Annotated in this window: 22 protein-coding genes, 4 tRNA genes and 2 pseudogenes; 18 read left to right on the top strand and 10 right to left on the bottom strand. The window is 53.1% G+C overall.

Annotated features, from left to right (window positions below; genetic code table 11):
• Positions 1–21: 21 nt before the first annotated feature.
• From infA to aat, 3 genes are all read right to left on the bottom strand, one after another.
• Positions 22–240, bottom strand: a complete 219-nt coding sequence (gene infA / locus B3P58_RS02435; protein ID WP_028292799.1) for a translation initiation factor IF-1 — start codon at positions 238–240, stop codon at positions 22–24.
• A gap of 100 nt (positions 241–340) precedes the next feature.
• Positions 341–1045 (bottom strand): arginyltransferase, encoded by a 705-nt coding sequence (locus B3P58_RS02430; protein WP_225692687.1) that lies wholly within the window; start codon positions 1043–1045, stop codon positions 341–343.
• Entirely contained in the window at positions 1042–1737 is a 696-nt protein-coding gene (gene aat, locus B3P58_RS02425) for a leucyl/phenylalanyl-tRNA--protein transferase (protein WP_286715859.1), read from the bottom strand. The genes B3P58_RS02430 and aat overlap by 4 nt, the downstream gene beginning before the upstream one ends.
• Before the next feature lie 52 nt (positions 1738–1789).
• Between aat and B3P58_RS20740 the strand changes: the two are divergent.
• The 8 genes and pseudogenes from B3P58_RS20740 to B3P58_RS02385 form a co-directional block, all read left to right on the top strand.
• Positions 1790–2311: pseudogene (locus B3P58_RS20740) on the top strand (DNA translocase FtsK 4TM domain-containing protein); the annotation flags it as partial.
• 561 nt (positions 2312–2872) lie between these two features.
• Positions 2873–4432, top strand: a pseudogene (locus B3P58_RS20735) (DNA translocase FtsK); the annotation flags it as partial.
• A 12-nt stretch (positions 4433–4444) separates the two neighbouring features.
• Positions 4445–5131: an outer membrane lipoprotein chaperone LolA gene (lolA, locus tag B3P58_RS02410; protein ID WP_286715856.1), complete on the top strand. Its 687-nt coding sequence runs from the start codon at positions 4445–4447 to the stop codon at positions 5129–5131.
• Complete coding sequence (locus B3P58_RS02405) at positions 5121–6458, top strand: replication-associated recombination protein A (RefSeq protein ID WP_286715853.1); 1338 nt, start codon at positions 5121–5123, stop codon at positions 6456–6458. Before lolA ends, B3P58_RS02405 begins: the two co-directional genes overlap by 11 nt.
• The gene (gene crcB, locus B3P58_RS02400) at positions 6455–6829 is read left to right on the top strand and encodes a fluoride efflux transporter CrcB (protein ID WP_145468647.1); all 375 of its coding nucleotides are present in this window, start codon (positions 6455–6457) and stop codon (positions 6827–6829) included. The genes B3P58_RS02405 and crcB overlap by 4 nt, the downstream gene beginning before the upstream one ends.
• A gap of 6 nt (positions 6830–6835) precedes the next feature.
• Positions 6836–8110: a serine--tRNA ligase gene (gene serS, locus B3P58_RS02395; protein ID WP_286715850.1), complete on the top strand. Its 1275-nt coding sequence runs from the start codon at positions 6836–6838 to the stop codon at positions 8108–8110.
• A complete protein-coding gene (gene cysG / locus B3P58_RS02390; RefSeq protein ID WP_286715848.1) occupies positions 8107–9477 on the top strand; it encodes a siroheme synthase CysG in 1371 nt (456 codons plus the stop codon). Before serS ends, cysG begins: the two co-directional genes overlap by 4 nt.
• A 102-nt stretch (positions 9478–9579) precedes the next feature.
• A complete protein-coding gene (locus B3P58_RS02385; RefSeq protein WP_286715846.1) occupies positions 9580–11199 on the top strand; it encodes a methyl-accepting chemotaxis protein in 1620 nt (539 codons plus the stop codon).
• A gap of 74 nt (positions 11200–11273) precedes the next feature.
• Here B3P58_RS02385 and B3P58_RS02380 read toward each other — a convergent pair whose 3' ends face one another.
• Genes B3P58_RS02380 through tusD form a run of 5 tightly spaced genes read right to left on the bottom strand, consistent with a single transcriptional unit; the run spans position 11274 to position 13575 of the window.
• Positions 11274–12251 (bottom strand): glycosyl transferase family protein, encoded by a 978-nt coding sequence (locus B3P58_RS02380; protein WP_286715843.1) that lies wholly within the window; start codon positions 12249–12251, stop codon positions 11274–11276.
• Positions 12248–12562: a TusE/DsrC/DsvC family sulfur relay protein gene (locus B3P58_RS02375; protein WP_145468657.1), complete on the bottom strand. Its 315-nt coding sequence runs from the start codon at positions 12560–12562 to the stop codon at positions 12248–12250. The genes B3P58_RS02380 and B3P58_RS02375 overlap by 4 nt, the downstream gene beginning before the upstream one ends.
• Positions 12563–12566: 4 nt before the next feature.
• Positions 12567–12830, bottom strand: a complete 264-nt coding sequence (locus B3P58_RS02370; protein WP_286715840.1) for a hypothetical protein — start codon at positions 12828–12830, stop codon at positions 12567–12569.
• Position 12831: 1 nt separating this feature from the next.
• Complete coding sequence (locus B3P58_RS02365) at positions 12832–13179, bottom strand: DsrE family protein (protein ID WP_286715837.1); 348 nt, start codon at positions 13177–13179, stop codon at positions 12832–12834.
• Positions 13180–13185: 6 nt separating this feature from the next.
• Positions 13186–13575, bottom strand: a complete 390-nt coding sequence (gene tusD / locus B3P58_RS02360) for a sulfurtransferase complex subunit TusD (protein WP_286715834.1) — start codon at positions 13573–13575, stop codon at positions 13186–13188.
• A 143-nt stretch (positions 13576–13718) separates the two neighbouring features.
• Between tusD and B3P58_RS02355 the strand changes: the two genes are divergently transcribed.
• Positions 13719–13808 (top strand) — tRNA-Ser (locus B3P58_RS02355).
• A 51-nt stretch (positions 13809–13859) separates the two neighbouring features.
• Here the strand turns inward: B3P58_RS02355 and B3P58_RS02350 are convergent.
• Together B3P58_RS02350 and B3P58_RS02345 are read right to left on the bottom strand one after the other, a co-directional pair.
• Complete coding sequence (locus tag B3P58_RS02350; RefSeq protein ID WP_186435868.1) at positions 13860–14006, bottom strand: hypothetical protein; 147 nt, start codon at positions 14004–14006, stop codon at positions 13860–13862.
• A gap of 115 nt (positions 14007–14121) precedes the next feature.
• Positions 14122–15048 (bottom strand): histone deacetylase family protein, encoded by a 927-nt coding sequence (locus tag B3P58_RS02345; protein ID WP_286715832.1) that lies wholly within the window; start codon positions 15046–15048, stop codon positions 14122–14124.
• A gap of 81 nt (positions 15049–15129) precedes the next feature.
• On the opposite strand from B3P58_RS02345, the gene B3P58_RS02340 reads away from it, so the two are divergent.
• From B3P58_RS02340 to B3P58_RS02300, 9 genes are all read left to right on the top strand, one after another.
• Positions 15130–17844, top strand: coding sequence for a GNAT family N-acetyltransferase (locus B3P58_RS02340; protein WP_230332244.1), 2715 nt, complete (start codon positions 15130–15132; stop codon positions 17842–17844).
• Between the two features lie 84 nt (positions 17845–17928).
• Positions 17929–18576 (top strand): UvrY/SirA/GacA family response regulator transcription factor, encoded by a 648-nt coding sequence (gene uvrY / locus B3P58_RS02335; protein WP_145468669.1) that lies wholly within the window; start codon positions 17929–17931, stop codon positions 18574–18576.
• Positions 18576–20396 (top strand): excinuclease ABC subunit UvrC, encoded by a 1821-nt coding sequence (uvrC, locus tag B3P58_RS02330; RefSeq protein ID WP_286715827.1) that lies wholly within the window; start codon positions 18576–18578, stop codon positions 20394–20396. The genes uvrY and uvrC overlap by 1 nt, the downstream gene beginning before the upstream one ends.
• A 15-nt stretch (positions 20397–20411) precedes the next feature.
• Positions 20412–20960 (top strand): CDP-diacylglycerol--glycerol-3-phosphate 3-phosphatidyltransferase, encoded by a 549-nt coding sequence (pgsA, locus tag B3P58_RS02325; RefSeq protein ID WP_286715825.1) that lies wholly within the window; start codon positions 20412–20414, stop codon positions 20958–20960.
• Positions 20961–21035: 75 nt separating this feature from the next.
• A tRNA-Gly gene (locus B3P58_RS02320) sits at positions 21036–21111 on the top strand.
• Between the two features lie 26 nt (positions 21112–21137).
• A tRNA-Cys gene (locus tag B3P58_RS02315) sits at positions 21138–21211 on the top strand.
• Positions 21212–21252: 41 nt separating this feature from the next.
• A tRNA-Leu gene (locus B3P58_RS02310) sits at positions 21253–21338 on the top strand.
• Positions 21339–21449: 111 nt separating this feature from the next.
• Positions 21450–22334, top strand: a complete 885-nt coding sequence (locus tag B3P58_RS02305) for a radical SAM protein (RefSeq protein WP_286715823.1) — start codon at positions 21450–21452, stop codon at positions 22332–22334.
• Positions 22334–22852: a DUF1285 domain-containing protein gene (locus B3P58_RS02300; RefSeq protein ID WP_286715821.1), complete on the top strand. Its 519-nt coding sequence runs from the start codon at positions 22334–22336 to the stop codon at positions 22850–22852. Before B3P58_RS02305 ends, B3P58_RS02300 begins: the two co-directional genes overlap by 1 nt.
• The last annotated feature ends 24 nt before the right edge of the window (positions 22853–22876 follow it).

Genomic DNA, 22876 nt, shown 5'->3' with positions numbered 1-22876 from the left:
CACCTGCCGGGCATGTTGGCATCAGCGTGCCCGGTAGGTGATACGACCTTTGCTTAAGTCGTAAGGTGTTAATTCTACTTTCACCTTGTCGCCGGTCAGAATGCGGATGTAGTTCTTGCGCATTTTTCCTGAAATATGAGCAGTCACAACGTGCCCGTTCTCCAGCTTTACCCGGAACATCGTATTTGGAAGCGTGTCGATTACTTCACCTTCCATTTCAATGTGATCATCTTTTGCCATTCGTCACCTGTTTAGACCTTGCACAACGCGGGCGCATTCTGCCTTAAATTTCAACAATAAGCAAAGCGCTATCCGTTTGTTGCGTTTCGGATGGTGGGAATCAGCTGTTGAGGAGGGACCATTGGCCTGCGCGGTAAGCCTCTAATGGCACAAACTGTCGCTTATAGTTCATCTTTCTGCTGCCATTAACCAGATAGCCCAGATAGTTGAAAGACAGCCCGAGAGGTTGACAGAGCTGGGTTAGCCTGAGAATCATCAGGGTGCCAAGGGAGCGTTGTGGCAATTCATCGCTGTAAAAGCAATAAACCGCTGACAATCCATCCTGCAAATGATCAAAAACCATGCAAGCAACCAGCTTTCCTCCCAGGCGCGCTGTCAGAAAGTCTGTTGTGCCGAAGTCGCTGACCAGAAAATCCGTGAATTGTCGGCGACTGGGTGGATACATATCACCATCGGCGTGCTGAGCATTAATGTACTGTTCAAACAGATTGTATATTTCATCGCTGTCGCTGGGTTTTTCGATGCGCAGCTGCAGGTCGGTATTTTTATTAAGAATGCGCCGCTGACTGCGGGAGGGCTGAAAGTCTTTAACCCGCAGGCGTACGGAAATGCAGGCCGAACAGGCCGGGCAGTCAGGGCGGTATACCAGGCGGCCACTGCGGCGGAAACCGTTAAGGCTGAGCAGTGTCAGGGTTTCCTGGTCGAGTTCAGCGCGTGGGTCAACATATAAACTTCGCGACTCCTGATCTTCAAGATAACTGCAGCTGTGGGTCTCCGGTGGTTGGAATAACATGATTTTTTTCATGCCAGCCACCCCGGCAGCGTCAGTTGCAGTGGCTGCTCTGTTGCTTTCTGTAATATGCCTTCAAAAGCTTTGCGCTCAAGTTCAATAAGGCCAAATTGCCCCAGATGATCGGTTTTCATCTGACAGTCAATCAGCGTTACTCCGGCGGCAAACAATATTGGCGCTGCAGTGGCGAAAGCCAGTTTTGATGCGTTGCTGCGTCTCGAGAACATCGATTCTCCGAATACGGCGCTGCCGATGGTCAGACCATAAAAGCCGCCACATAGGTATCCGTCTGTGTCCCAGCATTCCACGCTGAACGCCCGCCCGGCACGCTGCAATCTGCCGTAGCAGTCGATGATTTCATCGCAGATCCAGGTGCCGCTTTCATAGTCGCGTGGCTGTGCGCAGGCCTGAATAACGCTGTCAAAAGCCAGGTTGCAGCTGATACTGAGTTGCTCGCGGCGCAACAGTTTGCGCACCGTACGCGGCAGATGAAAACTTTCGGCGGTAATGACCGCGCGCGGGGCAGGGCTCCACCATAGCCGTGCTTCCCCCGGATCATTCCAGGGAAAGATCCCTTTACGGTAGGCGCTGTCCGCCCATAGCGGACTTACCCGGCCTCCGGCTGCGAGCAGGCCGTTGGGTTCGTTCAGGGCTTTTGACGTAGCCGGAAATACCGGCGGAAGGACTTCATCTAGCCAATCAATCATGATAAACCCGTGGTAAACTTCGCCTCTGAATAAGGGTAACGGGAAGGGTATTTTGCCAAAGGATACGTCTGAAGCAGGTTTTCAGCCAGCAACAACACCGGATTCTGCTTCTGCCGGCAGCTGGCAGCGGCGCCATGATGTTATTTTTTTGCTGCTGACGCTGGTCAGCCTGCTACTCCTGCTCGCTCTGTTTTCGTATACCCCCTCCGATCTGGCCTGGTCCGCGGCGGGAGAGGGGGCAACTCATAATTCGGTTGGCCGTATTGGTGCGGTCATCGCCGACCTTCTTTTTCATGGCCTGGGTTACCTGGCTTTCGCTCTGCCTCTGCTGGTCATGGCCAAGCTGTGGTTACTGTTCCGCAAAGCTCCGCGACCCGGCGGTCGCATCTGGTTGTTGCGCACACTCGGCATGGTGCTCTCTGTCAGCATGCTGTGTGCGCTGGCTGAGATGAGCATCTGGCATGGCGAGGGTTTGCCTGTTGGCTCTGGCGGTATCGTTGGCAAGGTGATTGTCGGCGGTTTTCTGCCGCTGTTCAGCTTCGTTGGCTCGGCCATTATTTTTACCGCATTACTGGCTCTGGGGCTGATGCTGTTTCTTGAATTTTCCTGGCTGCAACTGTTCGACCGCCTGGGCGGATGGTTGCTGGAATTGCGTGAACGCAGTATCGCCCGTCGCCAGAGTGCACGGCATGTCAGCTCAGATGCAGTTGCGGTAACCGGTGATTATAACGACACAGATAATTATGAGAGCTCTGCTGAGCAGGCTGAGGCGGAGCCTGTCAAAGCTCCCGCAGGTAAAAAGGACAAAGCAACATCCGTAAGCACCAATAAGCCAGGTGATGAGGTCGCAGGTTTCGATCGTTTCTTCAGCCGAATGGATGCTGCTACAGCCGCTGCAGACGATGACGTCGAACCATGGCTTGGCGATCTGGATGTTTTCAGCAGCAGCGATGATCAGGTTGCGGCCAGTGATAACCTTGCAGTAACTGATCTGCCGCCACGCCAGGAAAAAACCACTCCGGCCGTCACGCCGGAGCCAGCGGCTGACACATCAGAAATCCCTCCATGGGAAGATACGCCGGTAAAAACCAAAACGGTAAATGCCGAGCCTGCTGAGACTGCAATTCCTATTGAACCTCTGGCGCGTAAAGAGAGCCGGCCAAGTGAGCGGGCTCAGCGTGAGTTACAGGGAACATTGTTTAAGAGCGATCAGCCGCTGCCCTCCATCGCGTTACTTGATCCGCCGCGTAATGATCAGAAAAGCGGCTTTTCGCCGGAGCGTCTGCAGGAAATGTCGAAACTTCTGGTGCAGAAACTGGCGGACTTCGGTGTAAAAATCGAAGTGACTGCTGTGGCACCGGGCCCGGTGATTACCCGCTTTGAAATTCAGCCGGCACCCGGCGTAAAGGCCAGCAAGATTTCGAATCTGGCCCGCGATCTGGCGCGCTCTATGGCGATGATCAGTGTGCGTGTGGTTGAGGTAATCCCCGGCAAGTCGGTCATGGGGATTGAAGTACCCAACGAAGATCGCGCCGTGGTGTCACTGTCCGAAGTATTATCCTCGGAAGAATATGACCGCTCAAAATCGCCGCTGACTCTGGCTTTGGGGCACGATATTGGTGGTAATCCGATCATTACCGATCTGGCAAAAATGCCTCACCTGCTGGTTGCCGGTACAACTGGTTCCGGTAAATCGGTTGGGGTGAACGCCATGCTGCTTAGTCTGCTGTTTAAATCGACACCGGATGAGCTGCGCCTGATTCTGGTTGACCCGAAAATGCTGGAATTGTCGGTATATGAAGGAATTCCGCACCTGCTGACGCCGGTCATTACCGATATGAAAGAAGCCGCCAACGGTCTGCGCTGGTCGGTTGCCGAAATGGAAAGGCGCTATATGCTGATGGCCGCGATGGGCGTGCGTAACCTCGCCGGCTACAACAAGAAGGTCCGTGATGCTATCGAAGCCGGACAGCCGCTGACAGACCCTTTATGGCAGATTGATAAGTCCTTTGAAACGACACCGCCAGCGCTGGAGCCTCTGCCTTATATTGTCATTGTGATCGACGAATTTGCCGACATGATGATGATGGTGGGTAAAAAGGTGGAAGAGCTGATTGCCCGTATCGCGCAAAAAGCCCGTGCTGCTGGTATTCATATGATTCTGGCGACTCAGCGTCCGTCGGTGGATGTTATTACCGGCTTAATTAAAGCCAACGTGCCGACCCGGATTGCGTTCCAGGTGTCATCCAAAATCGATTCTCGCACCATTCTTGATCAGGGCGGAGCGGAGCAACTGCTCGGACACGGTGACATGCTGTATATGCCACCGGGAAATGCTTTGCCTGAGCGTGTGCATGGCGCCTTTGTTGACGATGATGAGGTTCACCGTGTGGTGGCCGAATGGAAGCTGCGTGGCGAACCCAATTATATTGAGGAAATCACCAGCAGCGATGAAGACGGCGGCGGGGCTTTCTCACTGGAAGGCGGTGATGAAAAAGACGATCTGTATGATCAGGCGGTCGCCTTTGTCACCGAAAGTGGCAAATGCTCTATTTCCTCTGTGCAGCGCAAACTGCGCATCGGCTATAATCGCGCCGCACGCCTTGTAGAAACAATGGAGGCGGCCGGTGTTGTATCATCGCCGGCACATAATGGCTCACGTGAAGTGCTGGCTGGCGCTCCGCCGAATTACTGAGCGGATTTTATTTTGACGTACGCTAAAAAAGTGGTAACCGACGTGTTTTTATCTGAATTCTTCCGCAAATATTTGCTGATTTTTATGGGTGCTTTAACTTTCAGTCTGCCTTCCGGTGCGCAATCATCCGGCGATGCCTTAGCGGATTTTTTACTGCGCCTGAAACAGCTGCAGAGTCTTGAATCCTCTTTTGTGCAGACCACCCGCGATACATCCGGACGCATTCTGCAACAGATGAGTGGCAGTCTGACCGTCGCCAAGCCCGGAAAAATGCGCTGGCAGACCGATGCACCTTTTGAGCAGCTGGTTGTTTCTGATGGCAAGCTGATCTGGATTTACGATATGGATCTGGAGCAGGTAACTATTCGCGACATGGATCAGCGTGTTCAGGAAACTCCGGCTTTGCTGCTGAGCGGCAGTACTGCCGATGTTGAAAAAAGTTTTGTTGTTGCTAAAGAAGTGGCCAGCAACGAAATTATTTTCCAGCTGGTACCCAAAGATCCGAGCCAGTTGTTTGAGTCGCTGGAATTTCATTATCAGGGCAAAAACCTTAAGCGCATGATGATTTACGATGCGGCCGGTCAGGTGACGGAAATTTCATTTTCAGCCGCCAATGTGAACACCGCCGTAGATCCTTCCGCTTTTATATTTGATGTACCTGAAGGTGTGGACGTAATCGACGGACGCCATGGCATCTGATCTTTTTGGCAATCATACGCCCGCATACGAACCGCTAGCCTCAAGACTTCGTCCGCAGCGGCTGGAACATTATATCGGCCAGGAACATGTTATCGGGCCGGGCACGCCATTGCGTAAATCACTGGATGCCGGGCAGCTGCATTCGGTTATTTTCTGGGGACCGCCGGGCGTAGGTAAAACCACGCTCGCACGCCTGATTGCACAATACGTTGATGCGGCTTTTCTGGCCCTCAGTGCGGTAATGTCCGGGGTTAAAGAAATCCGTGAGGCAGTGCAGCGCGCGCAGCAATACCGTGCAACGGGTCGTAAAACGGTGTTGTTTATTGACGAAGTCCACCGCTTTAATAAATCCCAGCAGGATGCCTTTTTACCCTATGTGGAAGACGGCACCTTTATCTTCGTTGGCGCGACAACCGAAAACCCTTCCTTTGAATTAAATAATGCCTTGCTGTCCCGTGCTCAGGTCTATGTTTTAAAAAGTCTGAGTGCGGAGCAGTTGCAGCAGATTTTGCAGCAGGGGATTGCGCAGCTTGATCCTGCGCCGCGAGCCAGTGCAGAAGCGTTGCAAATGATCGCCGATGTCGCCGATGGTGATGCGCGACGTGCTTTGAATATGCTCGAATTCGCGCTGCAGCTCAGCGGCGAAGATGAACTCAGTGTTGCGGTTGTTAAAGAATTGCTGGGTAATCAGGCGCGTCGTTTTGATAAAGGCGGTGAGGCTTTTTACGATCAGATTTCAGCGCTGCATAAATCGGTGCGCGGCTCGGACCCGGATGCAGCTCTTTATTGGTTTGCACGCATGCTGGATGGCGGCTGCGATCCTTTGTATATCGCCCGCCGGGTCGTGCGTATGGCCAGCGAAGATATTGGCAATGCCGATCCGCGTGCCCTGACGCTGTGTGTGAATGCCTGGGATGTGCAGGAACGGCTGGGGTCGCCTGAAGGTGAGCTGGCCATTGCGCAGGCAGTTACTTATCTGGCCTGCGCGCCGAAAAGTAATTCGGTCTATAAGGCGTTTAATAAAGTGCGGGCGATGATCGCTTCGCAGCCAAGCTACGAAGTGCCTCTGCATTTACGCAATGCGCCAACCAAATTAATGAAGCAGCTCGATTACGGTGCGGAATACCGCTATGCCCATGACGAACCGGATGCCTTTGCCGCCGGTGAAAATTATTTTCCGCCGGAACTGAAAGATACTCAGCTGTACGAGCCGGTAAACCGTGGGCTGGAAAGTAAGATACGGCAGAAACTGGAGCATCTTCAGCAGCTGAATCAGCAGTCCACACAACAGCGTTACCCACTGAGTGACGCAGGAGAGGGTGAATGACGTATCTGTGGATCGGCATCGGGGGTGCGCTCGGCGCCATTTCCCGTTATCTGCTGGCAACGGCCGTTTTCCGCTGGGCCGACAAGCCCTTTCCCTATGGCACCTTAACAGTGAACCTGCTAGGCTCCTTCGCCATCGGTATGGCCTATATTTGGCTGGTAGAACACCAGTGGGGCGGTGATCATCACAAGCAACTGGCGATGATCGGCTTCCTCGGTGCCTTTACCACCTTCTCTACGTTTTCATTAGAAAGTATTGCACTGCTGCAGCAGGAGCGTTGGCTGGCGATGGCCAGCTATGTCGGCTTCAGTGTTACAGGCTGCCTGCTGGCGACTGCCGCAGGCATGTGGTTATCTAAATCCTTGGTATAAGAAACAATGCTGGACGTTAAGTTTATTCGCGACAATCTGGATCAGGTAAAAGCAGCCCTGGCCAAGAAAGGCTTTATGTTTGATGAAGCCGAATTCACCCGCCTGGACGATGCGCGCAAAGCCGCACTGACCAGCGCTCAATCCCTGCAGGCCGAGAAGAAAAAAGCGTCCAAACAGATTGGCGCATTAATCGGTCAGGGCATGTCTCCGGAAGATGCTAAAGCTCAGGTGATGGGCAGTATCGATTCTGATATCGGTGAAGCGGAGCTGGCAGCAAAACAGGCTGAACAGAGTCTGCGCGAATTGCTGATGAGCATTCCGAACGTGCCGCAGAACGATGTGCCATTTGGTTCTGACGAAAATGATAACGTTGAAGTGCTGACCTGGGGTGAGCCTGTTGCGTTCAGTTTCGAGGCCAAGGATCACGTTGATCTGGGCGAGCCGCTGGGTCTCAGCTTTGACGACGGCGCTCTGGTTGCCGGCTCCCGTTTTGTGGCGATGAGTGGCGCCATGGCGCGTCTGCATCGTGCTATTACCCAGTTTATGCTCGACACCCACAGCGAAGAACACGGCTACGAAGAGACCTATGTGCCTTACCTGGTGAATCGCCAGGCGCTGGAAGGTACCGGTCAGTTGCCAAAATTCGAGGAAGATCTGTTCAAGGTGCCGGGTGAGAAAGATTTCTACCTGATTCCGACAGCTGAGGTTCCGGTCACCAATTTGCTGCGCGACAGCGTGACGGACAAGACTCTGCCAATTAAAAAAGTGGCACATACTCCGTGCTTCCGCAGTGAAGCAGGCAGTTATGGTCGCGATACCCGCGGTATGATCCGCCAGCATCAGTTCGACAAAGTAGAGCTGGTGCAGTTTGTCCGCCCACAGGATTCTGATGCCGCACTGGAAGAATTAACCGGTCATGCGGAAGCCATTCTGCAAAAGCTGAATCTGCCATACCGCAAAGTGATTCTGTGCGGTGGCGACCTGGGCTTTTCTGCAGCCAAAACCTACGATCTGGAAGTCTGGCTGCCGGGTCAGCAGAAATACCGTGAAATCTCTTCCTGCAGCACCTTTGGTGATTATCAGGCGCGCCGCATGCTGGCCCGCTGGCGCAACCCGGAAACCGGCAAGCCAGAACTGCTGCACACCCTGAACGGCTCCGGTCTGGCGGTTGGCCGCACCATGGTTGCGATTCTGGAAAACTATCAGCAGGAAGACGGCAGCATCGTTGTTCCTGAAGCGCTGCGCCCTTATATGCGTGGCCTTGAAGTCATCCGCCCATGATGAATCTGCCCCTGGTTCTCCGGGGGAGTGCCCGGCCTTTTGTGCTGATTGGGGGCGGTCAGGTTGCCGCCCGCAAGCTACTGACATTACTGAAAGCCGGCGCTCAGGTTCAGCTGATTGCCCCCGAGCTGCACGCGGACATTGCCGCCTGCGCCGGAAATCCTCTCCTTAGCATTGAACAACGTCCCGCCAGCCTTACCGAAACCTTTGATTCCGGTTCACTGGTGGTTCTGGCGACCGATAACCATGCGTTGAACAAGCAGCTGACAATTAACGCCCGCAAGGCCGGTTGTCTGGTGTGTCGCTGTGATGAAACTGAAAACAATGATTTTATCTTTCCGGCGGTGATCGACCGGTCGCCGCTGCTTGTCAGTATTTCAACCAGTGGTGCATCGCCGGCACTGACGCGCTATGTGCGTCAGCGTCTGGAAGCTTTTTTGCCGCAGGAATACCGCGACCTTGGAGCCTTTGCTGAGCGTCTGCGCGGGCAGATTAAGCAGCAGCTTGCTGCGCCGCTGCGAGCCGGGTTCTGGCGCCGCTGGATCGGCAGTCTGGCGCCTGAGCTGATACTGGCGCGACAGGCTGAGCGGGCCGAGGCTGTTACTGCAGAGTTGCTGAATGGAAATGTTGAGCAGCAGGGCGAAGTCTATCTGGTGGGCGCCGGCCCCGGCGATCCGGATCTGCTCACATTCCGTGCTCTGCGCCTGATTCAGAGTGCTGATGTGGTGTTTTACGACCGTCTGGTCAATCCACTGATCCTGGACTTTATCCATCCGCAGGCTGAACGCTTTTATGTCGGCAAGGCAAAAAGTGACCATGCGGTACCACAGGAAGGCATTAACCAGTTATTGGTTGATGCCGCTCAGCGTGGCAAAAAAGTACTGCGCCTGAAAGGCGGAGATCCTTTTATTTTTGGTCGTGGCGGTGAAGAAATTGAGGAGCTGGCCGCGGCTGGCATTCCGTTTCAGGTGGTGCCGGGCATTACCGCAGCCAGTGGCTGTGCAGCCTATGCCGGCATTCCGCTGACACATCGTGATCACGCACAAAGCGTGCGCTTTGTAACCGGGCACCTGAAGAACGGAACCTGTGACTTACCCTGGCAGGAGCTGGTTCATCCGGGACAAACGCTGGTGATATATATGGGGCTGAGTGGTTTACCGCATATCTGCGCCCAGCTGATGGCAGCCGGAATGGATATAACAACACCGGTGGCCCTGGTTGAGAAGGGAACCTTGCCAGACCAGAAGGTTCATGTCAGTACTCTGGAGGATATGCCTGACTACATCGCCGGACGCACCATTCAGGCTCCGACACTCACCATTGTCGGTTCGGTTGTTAGTCTGCACGAGCGGCTGAAATGGCGTTAAAAACCGACCTTTCCTGACGTTAGCCTGCCGCTTGCGGAAGCGGCAGAGTCAAAAATATGCACTATGCTTGGACTTAGTGGTTGTAACTATCAGGTCTGAGCAATGAGTCTTCTGAATTCTTTAAGTATTAAAACCAAAATCCTGTCTCTCACTGGCGTTGCGGTTCTTGGTTTTATCGTCAGTATTCTGGTGAATACCAATATGAATACGGCGAACTCTGAGCGTCTGCAAACGATTCAGAAGACCTTCTTCCCGGTGGTTGAGATTTCAAAGGCTAACCTTGTGCGCCTGTCCCGTCTTGAAGAGCTATTTTCCACCGCAGTGAGCACCGGTGAAATGGACTTTGTGAATGCCGCAGAAAAAGTCAGAAAAGAAGTTACTGACGCGCTGGCAAAGCTTGAAACCATTTGGCCGGAACGTGCTGCTGAGGTAGGCGATACCCGCAATGCATTTAATGCCTATTTCACCGCAGCTAAAAAACTGTCGGGTGGCATGATCGACGGCACACTGGAACCATCGTTAATGTCGTCATCCATCGACACCATGAACACCGCTTTGGCGACAGTCCGCAAACTGATGCAGAAGTACAGCGATGATGGCCTTGAGGCGTTCAATCAGACGGTCGCCCAGTCTAATGAGGCCGCGCAAAATGCATTGTCTATCGGTTTGGTTGTTACTCTGGTAACGCTCGTGTTTCTCGCATTTGTTGCCTGGAGCACCAGCAGCTCAATCAATACCGCAGTGAACAGCCTTCTGACATCCCTGAAAGATATTGCTTCTGGCGAAGGGGATCTCACCCGGCGTATATCCAAATCATCCAATGATGAAATTGGCGAGGTGGTTGATTGGTTCAATCAGTTTGTCGACAAACTGCATCGCAGCATTGGTGAGGTGGTTGCAACCACCAGACCTCTGAGTGGCGTATCCGGCGATCTTGGCAGTCTTACGTCGCAGACATCGCAGATAACAGAGCAGCAGAACCGGGCAACAGAAGAAGTGTCTTTTGTTGTCGATGAAATGGTTGCCAGTGTTAAAAATGTTTCCGTGAATGCCAGCTCCGCGGCTCAGGCGGCTCGGGAAGCAGATCAGGCAGCCAAGGAAGGTCGTACCATTGTGAATGATACGGTTAAAAGCATTAATGCTCTGGCCGGTGAAGTTGAGCGTGCCAGTGAAGTTATTCGCAAACTAGAAGCAGATACAGCAAACGTAGGCAGTATTCTGGATGTGATTAAAGGTATCGCCGAACAGACCAATCTGCTTGCATTGAACGCAGCCATTGAAGCCGCCCGCGCGGGTGAGCAGGGGCGAGGGTTTGCGGTGGTTGCCGATGAAGTACGTACACTGGCTTCGCGTACCCAGGATTCGACGCAGGAAATTCAGGCGGTTATTGAAGAGTTGCAGTCTGCTGCACGTTCAGCGGTTGAGGTCATGAGTTCCAGTAAAGAGCGGGCACAAACCAGTGTTAGCCAGGCGGCAAAAACTGATGAAAGTCTGCAGGCGATCACCAGTAAAGTTGAATCGATTACGGCGATGAACAGCCAGATCGCTTCCGCAACTGACCGCCAGGAACAGGCTGCGCACAGCATCAAAGATAACGTGGTCGGCATTAAAGATACCTCGGCGACAGCGATGGCCAGTATGCAAAAAGTGGCAGCGGCCAGTCGCTCATTGACGGAGATTGCGCAGACACTGCAGCGTATTACCGGGCAATTTAAAGTCTGAAGCATGGGGCGCTAAATATAAAAAACCGGCATCTTGCCGGTTTTTTTATGACTGCTGCTATTTCCATGGCCTGTCTATGCCAGCAGGCTACGGTCTCTGTTGTTCCATGCATCACGGCATCGTTGCAAGGCTGTATCAATATCATTGTTTCTTTCAATAGCGCACAGGGCCAGGGCCGCTGTCTGTAAGATAGCGCTGTTGGCGTAAGTATTTTCTGCTTTCCCTTGCCATATCTGCGCCAGCCAGTCGATATCGGTGTTCTGGGGCTTATCATCAATGTGAGATGCCAGTTTCGGAATGTGAATTTCACCGGCTTCTTGTGCAAAAAAGCTCTGCGCAGTGCAGTCGCGTTCCGGATTAACTTCAAACTCGCCGCCTTCTCCTTTTATCACCAGAGCATCATTCTGATTCAGTCGGGCAGCATCGATGTGAGTGAAGGCGTAATTTGGATGAAATACCCCCTGAACGCTGGCGATGCTTGCAGGGGCAATGGTCTTCATTACCGTATTGATTGGCGAACGGACTCCGAGGATCGATTTCAGGGATAACCAGCGCTGCAGTTGCGGATTCAGCACAGAGCAGGGCAGATACATTAATGGCGCTGTCGCTGAAATCGACAAAATGTCATTCAGTGTGCCTGCAACCGGGATTCTGAAATGGGCAAAAACGTCGGCCATATAGAGGCGGCCGGAGGTATGGGCTTCGGTGCCATGAAACAGAATGCGATATCCCATCTGTGTCAGCAGTAAGGCTGACAGGAAACACCAGAATGGCTGGCGGCGTTTGCCGGCGTAGCTTGGCCAGATCAGGTCGGCCGGAATGTCAGCAGGCCATAGCTGATTAATAGCGGCGGCAAAGCCGGCCAGCTCTTCCGCGCTTTCTTCTTTGACGCGCATCAGCATGAAAATAGCGCCCAGCTGCTCTGGCTCGTACTCACCGGCGAGCATCGTTTGCATGGTGAACTGAGCTTCTTCATAGGACATGCTGCGGCTGGCGTTTTTCCCGCGGGCCAGAATGCGGACGTAATCCGCCAGTTTGTGTTGCGAATTCAAAGGCAATTCTCCGGGCGGGGCAGGCCTGCAATTTTGGCAGCCACTTTGGCCGGGCTGCCGGGAAATAATGTCAGCAGATAAATGCTGCCTGCTTTATCGGCACCGAGTGTCTGCTTAAGGTATTTGCTCAATGGGCGCATCGCCGGAGCAAGATCGTACTGTTGGTAAAAGTCACGAAGCGCCCAGAGGATTTCCCAGTGATCCGGAGTCAGCTCAATGCCTTCGCTTTGGGCCAGCTCAGCAGCAACGGCCTCTGACCAGTCGCCCAGATTCTGCAAAAAGCCGTCCTTATCGAGTTGTAATTCGCTCATGGGGTTATAACTTCCAGCTCAGGGTGCGGGGATATTGCAAGCAAAGTTCGACCCACTGCGCATCTTCAATGGCTATGGCTCCGGGGATCTCTGGCAGGCCTCTCTGGGTGCAGTCTGCGATGCGGTAGTAGCATGGATGGCTGCTGTCCCAATTAGGCAGGGCGTATACGCCATCACCGATAAAGGCGATGGCATCTTCGCTGCTCAGGCTGCGTCTGAGATCATTTAAGCTGGATAGCTGACTGGTAAGTAGCAGGTGCAGGGTCATATTAAAAACTCAGACAGTATTGGGCGCTGCTCAGTAACGATGGAATTTGAGGGGTGCTGAGAGGCTGAGCCAGTTTGTTTATGCTGGCCACTGGGATATTGAATGCCTGCAGGTCATCTGCAGCATAATAAACCGTCTCGCAGTCATACATTGGCAAGGCATTGATGATTTTTGCAGGCGATTTCCCGCCCGGCTTGCGCGCTTCCTGAGTGTTCAGCAGCCAGAATATGCCGGTTCCCTGAAACAGCAGGCTGATTTTATGCTCAAAGGCCGCCAGCGCCATCGCCATTTCCAGTGCTTCCGGGTCATTCCCCGGGGCGGTGCGAATTAAAATACAAACAGTGCTCATAAGCCCTCAGAAGTCGATGATACGGTCAGAATCCAGCGCTGCTTCGGCCATTTCGCCCAGTCCTGCAAGTTCAAAGCCTTCGGCCAGAGTGTCTGTGGGCAGGTTGTAGCGCTGCCGCTCTGTTTTGTCGACCACACCCCTGCGCAAGGCGTTAGCAATACAGACCTGTAGTGAAAAACCATGCTCAGTAGCCAGGGCCTGCCACTGCTGGCTGATGGACGGCTGCCCCTGCACCGGATTCTGTGTGCTCAGAGCGGCAAAAACGGCGTCCTGATAGAAAAATACGCGCTGCAGAGTATGTCCCTGCGAGAGCAGGGATCGGGCAAATTGCTGCGCCAGAGTATGGGATATGCCGGAGTGCGGACTCTGGGTCAGAAGTAGCGAAAACGTGGCCATAACATGGGTCCGGAAAGGTTGCTGCTATGGTAATCGGCTGTGCCAATAATGCAAAGCGGAGGTTGGTTTTGCCGCTATCGTGTTGATTTATAAAAAAAAGTATTGACCCAAATTCTGGATTCAGTATTATACGCGCACTGTTCGGAGGGATGGCTGAGCGGTTAAAAGCACCGGTCTTGAAAACCGGCATAGGTTAATCCCTATCTAGGGTTCGAATCCCTATCCCTCCGCCAAATACCAAAAGGCCAGCGCATGCGCTGGCCTTTTTTTTATGCCTGAAAAGCTCAGGAAAGAGCTGCCTGGATGAGCAGGTACAAGCTACAGCCCGCAACCAGTGTGATAGCCAGCCACTCGGCCTGATAGATTTTTGCCAATAAGGCAGGGGAGACAGAAACCTCATCCTGATGTGAGGAGGAACGTTTGATAATCATGATGCAATTCCACTGCGATGACCTGCAGTAAGAATGACTTAGGTTTTATGCCGGTGATGTTGTAGTCGTGTACATATTCTGTATCGCTGAGTAATCAGTCACCGGCGTTGTGTGATTATCTTTTACCCAGCATTTCATTGATAAATTCACATACTGAACGCCCCAGGGCGTTCAGGTTGTATCCCCCTTCGAGGATGGCCATCCACGGAATATTGCGCGAGGCGGCATATTCCTGAATCCAGCGCCCAATCCAGCGATAGTCATCGTCCAGCAGGCACAGCTCAGCCATAGGGTCATCCCGGTGAGCATCGAATCCGGCCGAGACAATAATCACCTCGGGTGCAAAGCCGCGCAGCGCGGGTGCCCATGATTCTTCGACCTTGCTGCGGAATTCATCGCTGCCAGTACCGGCATTCAGATGAACGTTAATCAGGTTGCTGTATTTGTCGATCTGATAGTGGGAGTAGGGGTAAAACGGGTGCTGAAAGCTTGAGCAGATTAAAAACCGGGGATCGTTTTTGAGAATGTCGACGGTGCCATTGCCCTGGTGTGCATCAAAGTCGAGGATGGCTACGCGCTGCGCATGGTGAACTTCTGCTGCCCGCAGTGCTGTAATCGCGACATTATTAAAAAAGCAGAATCCCATACTTTTACGGTGTTCAGCATGGTGACCCGGTGGGCGCACGGAAACAAAAGCGTTGTCATATTTACCCGCCATAATGTCGTCCAGTGCCAATGTGCTGGTGCCGACAGAATAGAGAGCTGCATCAAGGCTGCCGGAGGACATTGGTGTATCCTCGTCGACATAAATATGACCCTGCTTGGGCTGAATCAGCTGTAGCTGGTCAACATAGCCCGGGCTGTGGGCGCGCAGGATATCTGGCTTATGCGCGGTCTGACCGTCAAGAATGGTTAGCTGATCCCACACTCCTCGCGATTTGAGCTGTTGCTCAATCGCCAGAATACGCATGGCGTGTTCCGGATGTTCATCGCCGGTATCGTGCTCAAAATGCTGCTGGAAGGAGTAGTAGGCTGTGGTCATATGAGGTAGTTTTTGTCTTTTTGTGTGCCCAGTGTATATAGGGCCAGTGTTTACGCCAACTAAACTTAAGGATCATTCCTTATGGGAACCCGCTCTCTCGAGTTATTTTTTCAGCCTAAAACAATTGCCGTCATCGGTGCCTCTGAGCGGGTCGGCAGTCTCGGCGGTGCCATTGTGCGCAATCTGGTCAATGGCGAATACCCCGGTGTAATCATTCCGGTGAACTCGCGCGGCTATAAAGAAGTGTACGGCATACCGGCTTTGTCCCGCATAGGGCAGATTGATGGTGCTGTCGATCTGGCCATTATCTGTACTCCGGCGGAAACCGTCCCGAAGATTATTAAGCAGCTTCATAGTAAGAATGTTGGTGCTGCTATGTTACTGACCGGTGGTATTGCCCGAACCCGTTCCTGGCAGTTCCGGCCATCGTCTGACCGTCTGAATCAGGTTATCCAGCAGACCCGGATGCGCATACTTGGCCCTGATTGTCTGGGCATGGTCATTCCCGGGCGTAAGCTGAACGCCAGCTTTCTCCATGTGCCGGTACGCAGCGGACATATTGCCTATGTCGGGCAATCGGGCACGCTGGCTTCCGGTGTTATGGATTGGGCATTCAGCCGTAATATCGGTTTTTCTCACGTGCTGACGCTGGGTAAGAGTCAGGACGTAACCCTGCCGGATCTGATCGACTACATCGTGCAGGAGCCTCAGGTACGCACACTGCTGATTCAGCTGGACGAAATAGGCTCTGGCAAAGCACTGATCCGTGCGTTACGGGCCGCTTCCCGGCATAAGCTGGTACTGGCGGTTAAGAGCAATCGTTTTCAGGAAAACCCATTAAACCGCATTGCCAGCCCGAAAGGGCTGCGTTCCCGTGATGCGTTGGTGGATGAGACTCTGGCCCGTGCCGGTGTGTTGCGGGTATCGGCCACTGACGAACTGTTTGATTGCGTCGATGCCCTGAGTCGTCGACGCGAAAGTTTTGGTCCGCGTCTGGCAATTATCGCTAATGGTCGCGGGCCGGCGATATTGGCGATGGACCGGCTGTTGCACGACAAGGGGAGGCTGGCAACACTGTCAGAAGACACCCGTACCCATCTGCGCAGCCTGCTGCCTGAATATGTGAAAACCGACAATCCGGTGCTGCTGAATCCGGAGCTGAAGCCGCAGCAGCTGGCGGCGGTTGCCAATACGCTGCTGCGCGACAAGCAGGTTGATGCCTTACTGGTCATCTACATTCCGAGTCTTGGCTCAGACCCGCTGGCCAACGCCGAAACACTGGTCAAAATCGCTCAGCACAGCAATAAAAGCGTGCTGACCAGCTGGATGGGGGAGTACTCGGTGGAAGCTGCGCGCGAATGCTTCGACCAGCATGGTATTCCCACTTTTGATACACCGGACAATGCCATTAAGTCTTATATGTACATGGTGCAGCACCAACGTACTCAGGATCTGTTGCGTGAGACGCCGGAGAGTCTTGAGATTCCGATTTCTTCCGTGCACACCGAAGTCGATAAAGCCATTCTGGCGGTCCATCGCCCTGGTGATTATCTGCTGCCGGATCAGGCCTGGGATCTGCTCAATGCCTATGGTTTCTCCTGTGCGGAAAACCGCTATCGCGCCTCGCTGTCGGAGTTGCTGAGCGTAGCGGAAGAAGTCAAAGGCCCCTGGGTATTACGGGTACATCACCGTGATTACCTCTATCCCTTTGCTTACGGCAACAACCCGCGCGAGCGTCTGCGTTCGGTGGCGCGCGAACTGAAAACCATTGAAGATGTCACCAATGCCGCAGAGGATCTGGAAAGCAAGATTGCCACGGCCTTTCCGAACAGTCCGGTGCTGGGTTACACCCTGCAAACCATGCACAGGGCGCTGGACAACCTGCAGTTTTCTTTTGGTATTGGCCGCGATTCTGAAATCGGCCCTTACCTGTTTTTTGGTGGTGGTGGCTCCACTGCCGACATCCTGGTGGATCGTCAGGTGGCATTGCCGCCGCTGAATGCCAATCTGGCGGAAAAACTGATTAAACGCAGCCACTTTTATCAGGTGCTGAGTGAGCGTTCTGACAATATTGAGCGTGAACTGGTAACACTGGAGCGCTGGCTGGTTGCGCTGTCACATATGGCGCTGAACCATCCGTGGATGGCGGGCTTTGAAGTGAACGCCATCCGCCGTCAGGTGGGTCGCTATATGGTGATTGGTGTGGCTGGCGAGGTTGGGCATCCAGCGAAAAGCGCCATCATGCCTTATCCGAAAGAGCTGGAAAGCCAGTATGAAAGCCGTAATGGCCACGCCTACGATGTGCGTCCGATCCGTGCTGAAGATGAACCGGCGCTGGAACGCTTTTATCAGCGCCTGAGTCCGGAATCGCTGCGCCTGAGATTCTTCTCGGCACGCCGCCAGTTTGATCACCGGGAACTGGCGCGCTTCACGCAGATTGATTATGACCGTGAAATGGCCTTTGTCGCGCTGCGCGAAGGGGAGTTGTACGGTGTGGTGCGGGTGTATATTGATGCCGATGATGTCGCGGCGGAGTTCTCGGTTATTATCGATGACAACTGTCGCGGAGAAGGGCTGGGGCTACGGCTGATGCAGGGCATTATTGGCTACCTGACCGAGCGTGGCGTGCTGCAGATTTTCGGCACTGTTCTGCCGCATAATGGTGGCATGCTGAAGCTGGCAGAGCGTCTGGGCTTCAGTGCGCACCACAATATGGATGAGGGGGTTGTGGAAGTGGGTAAGAATCTGAACCCGCTTAAATACGCCTGGCAGAGAAAACGAATGTACCCTCTGTGAACGGTTTGTTATATTTCCGCAAATAACAACGACAGTGCCATGATGCATTGCGCTGCTGAGATTGTGTAATAACGGGGTGGTCCCTTGATTAAAGTGCTGGTTGTCGATGACCATGAGCTGGTTCGCTCAGGTATCTCTCGTCTGCTGACAGACGCAAAGGGAATTGAAGTAGTCGGTGAAGCAGCAAGTGGTGAGGAGGCGGTTCAGTTCGCCAAAGAGCACTCACCCGACATTATTCTTATGGATATCCGCATGCCGGGTATTGGTGGGCTTGAGGCCACCCGCAAGATTACGCGTCATAATCCGGAAATTCAGGTGATTGCGGTCACTGCCTGTGATGACAATCCTTATGCCACGCGCCTGTTGCAGGCCGGGGCGGCAGGTTATATCACCAAGGGCGCAGACGCGGATGAAATGGTTCGCGCCATTATGAAGGTGAAGAGCGGGCAGAAGTACATCAGCCCGGATATTGCTCAGCGTATGGCCCTCAAGCCATTCCAGCAGGATCAGACGTCACCTTTTGATGAGCTTTCAGAGCGGGAAATGCAGATTACGCTGATGATTGTTGGTTGCCAGAAGGTCGCTGAAATCAGTGAAAAGCTGTTCCTTAGTCCTAAAACCGTCAACAGCTACCGCTACCGGATTTTCGAAAAACTCGAAATCGACAGCGATGTTGAACTGACTCTGCTGGCTATGCGCCACGGTCTGGTGGATCCTGCGGCGACCGCCTGATGGCAGACTTTGATATCAGTGCATTTCTGCAGACCCTGACCCAGCGGGCCGGGGTTTACCGTATGTTCGCGGCCGACGATGAATTGCTTTACGTCGGCAAAGCCAAGAATCTTAAAAACCGTGTTTCCAGTTATTTCCGTGCCCGTGGTCTGAACAGCAAGACGGTTGCGCTGGTCAGCCGTATTGATCATATCGAAGTGACCGTCACTGCTAGTGAGGCGGAAGCGCTGCTGCTTGAGCAAACGCTGATCAAACAGCACAAGCCGCAGTACAACATCCTGCTGAAAGACGATAAATCTTATCCCTTTATTCACCTGTCAGAGCACGACTTCCCTTTGCTGGCTTACAGAAGAGGGAAAAAACGCCGCGATGGCCGCTTGTTTGGCCCTTACCCGAATGCCGGCGCGGCGCGTGACACCCTGAATTACCTGCAACGATTATTTTTGCTGCGTTCCTGCGAAGACAGTTATTTCAATCACCGCAGCCGGCCCTGTCTGCAGTATGAGATCAAGCGCTGCTCTGCCCCCTGTGTCAATAAAATCAGCCAGCAGGATTACCAGCAAAGCGTACGCCAGGCGACACTGTTTTTACAGGGTAAAAGTCAGGAGTTGCTGCAGGAACTGCAAACGCAGATGCTGGCAGCGGCGGAAACCCTGGATTTTGAAAAAGCCGCCGCGTTGCGCGATCAGATTGAGCTGTTACGCCAGACTCAGGAAAAACAGTTTGTCGATGCCGGGCAGGGTGAAGCGGATGCCTGGGCCATTATTGAGTGGCAGAATGTTCTCTGCATTCACCGTCTGGCGTTCCGTCAGGGACGATTGGTGGCGAGTAAAAATTACTATCCGGAGAATCCGGCCGGTGAAAGCGATGAGCAGTTATTGCTGGATTTTATCAGTCAGTTTTATCTGGCTGACCATGCCCTTGAAGGCATTCCGCGTGATCTGGTCGTGGATGTCGGCGATGAAGATGTTGCCCCCTTGCTGGAGGCATTGCGCCTGCACCGTCAGGCAAGGGTTCAGCACAGTCGCGGTGGTCGTGGGCAGAACCGCAAGTGGCTGCATATGGCCAGCGAGAATGCCCGCACTGGTGCGCAGACAAAAATCTCGGGTCATCAGGCAGCACTGAATAAACTCAGTCAGGTTGCACAATTGCTGAATCTGGCCGAGCCACCAAAACGCATCGAGTGTTTTGATATCAGCCATGCGCAGGGTGAGGCGACTTACGCATCCTGTGTTGTGTATGGCGAAGAAGGTTTAATGAAACAGCGCTACCGGCGCTTCTCGATTAAAGGCGTTGTTGCCGGTGATGATTATGCCGCACTGGAGCAGGCGGTCACCCGCCATCTGACACGCCTGAAAGAGCAGGATGATTTACCCGGCTTGCTGTTGATCGACGGGGGGAAAGGCCAGATTGGCAGGATTCAGGAAGTGCTGCAGCGTTTGCAGTTGGGTTCGTTGCCGGCCTTTGGTATCTCAAAAGGAGAGACCCGCAAGTCGGGCTGGGAATTCTTGTGGGAAGCCGGTGCTACACAACCTATAATGCCCGACGCTCATCATGAGGGATTCCGTTTGCTGCAATGGGTGCGTGATGAAGCACACCGTTTTGCCATTACCGGGCATCGTAAAGCCCGGGCAAAATCGCGCAGTCAGTCGGATGTGGTTTCTCTGACAGGCGTTGGCCCTAAGCGCCGGCGTGAACTGCTGCTGCATTTTGGCAGTCTGAAAAACATGCGCAGCGCACCGCGCGAAGAGTTGGAAAAGGTTCCAGGCATTAGTAAAAAACTTGCCGAACAGATATTCATGCAATTACACGGCGAGTAACGGAGATACGTTTTAATGAATTTGCCCAACATACTGACCCTGAGCCGCATTCTGATGATTCCGCTGATGGTGGTCAGTTTTTACTGGTTTGGTCCGGACGGGAAGATCGGCGCAGCCGTGTTGTTTGCTCTCGCCGCCGTTACCGATTGGTTTGATGGTTATCTGGCGCGTAAGCTCAATCAGACAACCCCGCTGGGGGCCTTCCTCGATCCGGTGGCTGATAAGCTGATTGTAGCGGTCGCGCTGGTACTGCTGGTCGAAAACTTTGCCAGTATGTGGCTGACCATTCCGGCGTCCATTATTGTTGGCCGGGAAATTGTGATCTCAGCCCTGCGCGAGTGGATGGCTGAGCTGGGCAAACGGGCCAATATTGCCGTGAGTTATGTCGGTAAAGTAAAAACAGCACTGCAGATGGCCTCTATTACCATTCTGATGGCATCCGGTGATCATCAGCTGTTAATTGAAGCAGGTTATGTGACCCTTTATCTGGCTGCGGTACTGACCATCTGGTCCATGCTGGTTTATCTGCGTGCTGCCTGGCCGGAACTGCGTGGCAAAGCATAAATCGTCTAAGTGCTTAAAAAGTAAGAAAAAACACTTGACTCTCAGGCTGCTCCATTTAAAATGCGCAGCACTTAAGCGGGAATAGCTCAGTTGGTAGAGCACAACCTTGCCAAGGTTGGGGTCGCGAGTTCGAGTCTCGTTTCCCGCTCCAAATTTTCATTGCACTCAATGAATCTCGGCGCGATAGCAAAATGGTTATGCTGCGGATTGCAAATCCGCCGATGCCGGTTCGATTCCGGCTCGCGCCTCCAAATTCGGTGATCCCGACATTCGCCGAGCTGCGCGGCAAGATGCCCCGGTGGTGAAATTGGTAGACACAAGGGATTTAAAATCCCTCGGCCTATGGCTGTGCCGGTTCGACTCCGGCCCGGGGCACCATTTCTAGCATTCGCAGTACTCCTCCTTTTTAAAAACATCCGATGTGTTCTGCGATCGCAGCTTTAGGGATAATACCTGATACTCTGTTAATTTCCGGCTGAGACATCGTTTATGTTCAATTACATCGAACCTGTATTCCGTCCCCCCAGCGAAGCCCGCTCCCTTATTTTGCAGGTCACCAATGGCTGCTCGTGGAATCAGTGTACTTTCTGCGATATGTACACTCAGCCGCAAAAAAAATTCCGTGCCCGTGACGAAGCCGATGTGCTGAATGAAATCCGTCAGGCAGCTGCTCTGGGTCCGCGTTTTGAAAAAGTCTTTCTGGCCGATGGTGATGCCATGGTGCTGCCGGTGCGCCGCCTTACGAATATTCTGCTGGCCATTAAAGAACATCTGCCCTGGGTTAAGCGGGTGGGGGCTTATTGCCTGCCGCGCAACATTCGCAAAAAGTCAGCCGAGGAGCTGACCGAATTGCGCAGGCTGGGGTTGGGTATTCTTTATGTTGGCGCCGAAAGTGGTGATGATGACGTGCTGGGTTTTATTAAAAAAGGGGAAACCTGGCAGAGTACGCTGGATGCGCTTTTAAAAATAAAACAGGCCGGCATTCAGTCATCGGTGATGATCCTGAACGGTATGGGTGGTGTTGCCTACAGTGAGCAGCATGCGCGTAACTCCGCTCTGCTGATGAATGAGGCGCAGCCGGATTTTCTATCAACATTGATTGTCAGCTATCCGCTCGGCGATCAGCGCGTCGTTGAGGGTTTTAACGGCAACTACCAGCTTCCGGATCAGCATGATTTGTTTGTCGAACTGCGCGAGTTGATTTCTCATCTGGAGTTAACCAACACGGTTTTCCGCAGTGATCATGCATCCAATTATCTGCCGTTAAAGGGCACGCTTGGCGCCGATAAGCCCGCTATGCTGGCTCAGCTGGATATGGCAATTAATAATCCGGAACGTATTCGTCTGCGTCAGGAATGGCAAAGGGGGTTGTGATGAATCTGAATGCCCTGCAGCAACAGCTTGGCCTTGAAGCTGAAAATCAGTATCCACCGGTAGAAAAATGGCACCCGCAATTATCCGGCGATATGGATATGGTTATTCATCGTGATGGTACCTGGTGGCATGAAGGTGTGCAGATAAAACGTGAAAAACTGGTGCGCTTATTTGCCAGCATCCTGCGCAAAGAAGGTGATGAATATTTCCTGCTGACCCCGGTCGAAAAATGGCGCGTCAGTGTTGAGGACCGGCCGTTATTGATTGTAATGATTGAGCGTGTGGATGAAAGCATACGCGCCATCACCAATAGCGGAGATGTTGTAACCATCGGGCAGGATCATCCTCTGTTAATGAGCGAGCTGGATGGTGTTCTGTTGCCGGAAGTAAATGTCCGGGCTGATCTGTATGCGCGTTTTTCCCGCAATGCGTTTTACGATCTCAGTGATATGGCCCATGAAGATAATGATGGGCGCTATTTTGTTACCAGTGAGGGAAGTAAATATTTTTTATCCTGATCCGGAGTAATTATAAAAATAAGA

The organism is Thalassolituus sp. UBA2009 (assembly GCF_002335285.1).
In the GTDB taxonomy this organism is placed as follows: domain Bacteria; phylum Pseudomonadota; class Gammaproteobacteria; order Pseudomonadales; family Oceanobacteraceae; genus Venatoribacter; species Venatoribacter alkanivorans.
This window is presented reverse-complemented; position numbering and strand designations above follow the sequence as displayed.

Coding starts and splice junctions, on each gene's coding strand:
- infA (WP_028292799.1), bottom strand. CDS start 240: ATGGCAAAAGATGATCACATTGAAATGGAAGGTGAAGTAATCGACACG.
- B3P58_RS02430 (WP_225692687.1), bottom strand. CDS start 1,045: ATGAAAAAAATCATGTTATTCCAACCACCGGAGACCCACAGCTGCAGT.
- aat (WP_286715859.1), bottom strand. CDS start 1,737: ATGATTGATTGGCTAGATGAAGTCCTTCCGCCGGTATTTCCGGCTACG.
- B3P58_RS02405 (WP_286715853.1), top strand. CDS start 5,121: ATGGCATCTGATCTTTTTGGCAATCATACGCCCGCATACGAACCGCTA.
- crcB (WP_145468647.1), top strand. CDS start 6,455: ATGACGTATCTGTGGATCGGCATCGGGGGTGCGCTCGGCGCCATTTCC.
- serS (WP_286715850.1), top strand. CDS start 6,836: ATGCTGGACGTTAAGTTTATTCGCGACAATCTGGATCAGGTAAAAGCA.
- cysG (WP_286715848.1), top strand. CDS start 8,107: ATGATGAATCTGCCCCTGGTTCTCCGGGGGAGTGCCCGGCCTTTTGTG.
- B3P58_RS02385 (WP_286715846.1), top strand. CDS start 9,580: ATGAGTCTTCTGAATTCTTTAAGTATTAAAACCAAAATCCTGTCTCTC.
- B3P58_RS02375 (WP_145468657.1), bottom strand. CDS start 12,562: ATGAGCGAATTACAACTCGATAAGGACGGCTTTTTGCAGAATCTGGGC.
- B3P58_RS02370 (WP_286715840.1), bottom strand. CDS start 12,830: ATGACCCTGCACCTGCTACTTACCAGTCAGCTATCCAGCTTAAATGAT.
- B3P58_RS02365 (WP_286715837.1), bottom strand. CDS start 13,179: ATGAGCACTGTTTGTATTTTAATTCGCACCGCCCCGGGGAATGACCCG.
- tusD (WP_286715834.1), bottom strand. CDS start 13,575: ATGGCCACGTTTTCGCTACTTCTGACCCAGAGTCCGCACTCCGGCATA.
- B3P58_RS02350 (WP_186435868.1), bottom strand. CDS start 14,006: ATGATTATCAAACGTTCCTCCTCACATCAGGATGAGGTTTCTGTCTCC.
- B3P58_RS02345 (WP_286715832.1), bottom strand. CDS start 15,048: ATGACCACAGCCTACTACTCCTTCCAGCAGCATTTTGAGCACGATACC.
- B3P58_RS02340 (WP_230332244.1), top strand. CDS start 15,130: ATGGGAACCCGCTCTCTCGAGTTATTTTTTCAGCCTAAAACAATTGCC.
- uvrC (WP_286715827.1), top strand. CDS start 18,576: ATGGCAGACTTTGATATCAGTGCATTTCTGCAGACCCTGACCCAGCGG.
- pgsA (WP_286715825.1), top strand. CDS start 20,412: ATGAATTTGCCCAACATACTGACCCTGAGCCGCATTCTGATGATTCCG.
- B3P58_RS02305 (WP_286715823.1), top strand. CDS start 21,450: ATGTTCAATTACATCGAACCTGTATTCCGTCCCCCCAGCGAAGCCCGC.
- B3P58_RS02300 (WP_286715821.1), top strand. CDS start 22,334: ATGAATCTGAATGCCCTGCAGCAACAGCTTGGCCTTGAAGCTGAAAAT.